At 50.1% G+C, this 1,243-nt stretch carries 2 protein-coding genes; both read right to left on the reverse strand.

What is annotated here, in order from left to right:
- Nucleotides 1–30: 30 nt before the first annotated feature.
- Complete coding sequence (locus U869_RS0128760) at nucleotides 31–873, reverse strand: IS3 family transposase (RefSeq protein ID WP_029988547.1); 843 nt, start codon at nucleotides 871–873, stop codon at nucleotides 31–33.
- Nucleotides 870–1,178 (reverse strand): transposase, encoded by a 309-nt coding sequence (locus U869_RS0128765; RefSeq protein WP_025384143.1) that lies wholly within the window; start codon nucleotides 1,176–1,178, stop codon nucleotides 870–872. Before U869_RS0128765 ends, U869_RS0128760 begins: the two co-directional genes overlap by 4 nt.
- Between the last annotated feature and the right edge of the window lie 65 nt (nucleotides 1,179–1,243).

The following is a 1,243-nucleotide window of genomic DNA, read 5'->3' on the forward strand; positions in this document are numbered from 1 at the left end:
TGTAATGGTCAAGTAAAACCGGACACCGATTTAGGCACATTGTTGTAGTCGTCGTTCGTATTCATCCGGCGAGATATTTCCCAGCCGGTAATGCCGCCGCTTCAGATTATAAAAACTGTCGATATAATCGATAACGTCTGCAATACCCTGACTTCGGGTTTCATAGCGACGATAGTTAACTCTCTCTGCTTTCAGACTGCGGAAAAACCTCTCCGTAACGGCATTATCCAGACAGTTACCCTTGCGGCTCATGCTGCCCGTCACAGCAAGTTCTTGCTGACAGGATTGGTACTGAGCGCTGGTATACTGCGCCCCCTGATCACTATGGAACACGACCGGGCCTGTTGGTCGTCGTTTATTGATCGCCAGCCGTAATGCCCGCGTAGTCAGCGTGCTGTCAGGTTTGTCTGAGAAGGCCCAGCTCACTATTTTTCTTGAACATAAGTCCATGACAATAGCCAGATACAACCAGCCCTGAGCCGTGCGAAGATAGGTGATATCACCTGACCACCAGGTATTCAATGTCTCAGGATTAAATTGCCGATTCAGTAGGTTATCTGCCACCACAGCCGGTTTTCCACCACGGGGATAGCGGTGACGTCCGGGACGCTTCGCAACCAGCAACAGGGTTTTCATTACCTGACGGACGCGGTATCGGCCTACGTTAAAACCCTGTTCACGCAACTCAATACACATACGCCGACTACCGTATGTCGCATCCATTTCAGCATGAACATGTTTAGCCGCTGCGTGAAGCATAAGAACATCGGCTTTGAGCGCTGGCCGCCTGCTCCGTGCGTAAAATACGCTGCGCGTAAGCGACAGGCAGCGACATACCTGTTGGATGTTTGCCCCAGCCTTCTTCAGCTTCACCGCGACTTTTTGTCGTTGTTCATTTCCATGGCGAAGAAGGCCGACGCTTTTTTTAACAGGTCATTGTCGCTCTGTAGCTGACGTACCTGCTTTTCAAGTTCCTGTATTCGCCGTTGTTCAGGTGTAATGGCACTGGCCGCTGGCGTCTCGCCCCGTACTTCTCCGCGATACTGGCGTAGCCAGCGCTGCAATGTGGAAAGACCAATATTCATTGTTTCAGCAGCTTGTGTCACCGGGTAGTTGTGCTGAAGGACCAGATTGACACATTCCTGTTTGAACTCATGGGTAAACGTTTTTCTGCGCATTCTCACCTCGTTAGTGCTGCTTATTATATCTCTAACAAAGTGTCCGGAATCATTAGACCATTACA

This window comes from Serratia sp. H1w (assembly GCF_000633355.1).
In the GTDB taxonomy this organism is placed as follows: domain Bacteria; phylum Pseudomonadota; class Gammaproteobacteria; order Enterobacterales; family Enterobacteriaceae; genus Chania.

Coding starts and splice junctions, on each gene's coding strand:
- U869_RS0128765 (WP_025384143.1), bottom strand. CDS start 1,178: ATGCGCAGAAAAACGTTTACCCATGAGTTCAAACAGGAATGTGTCAAT.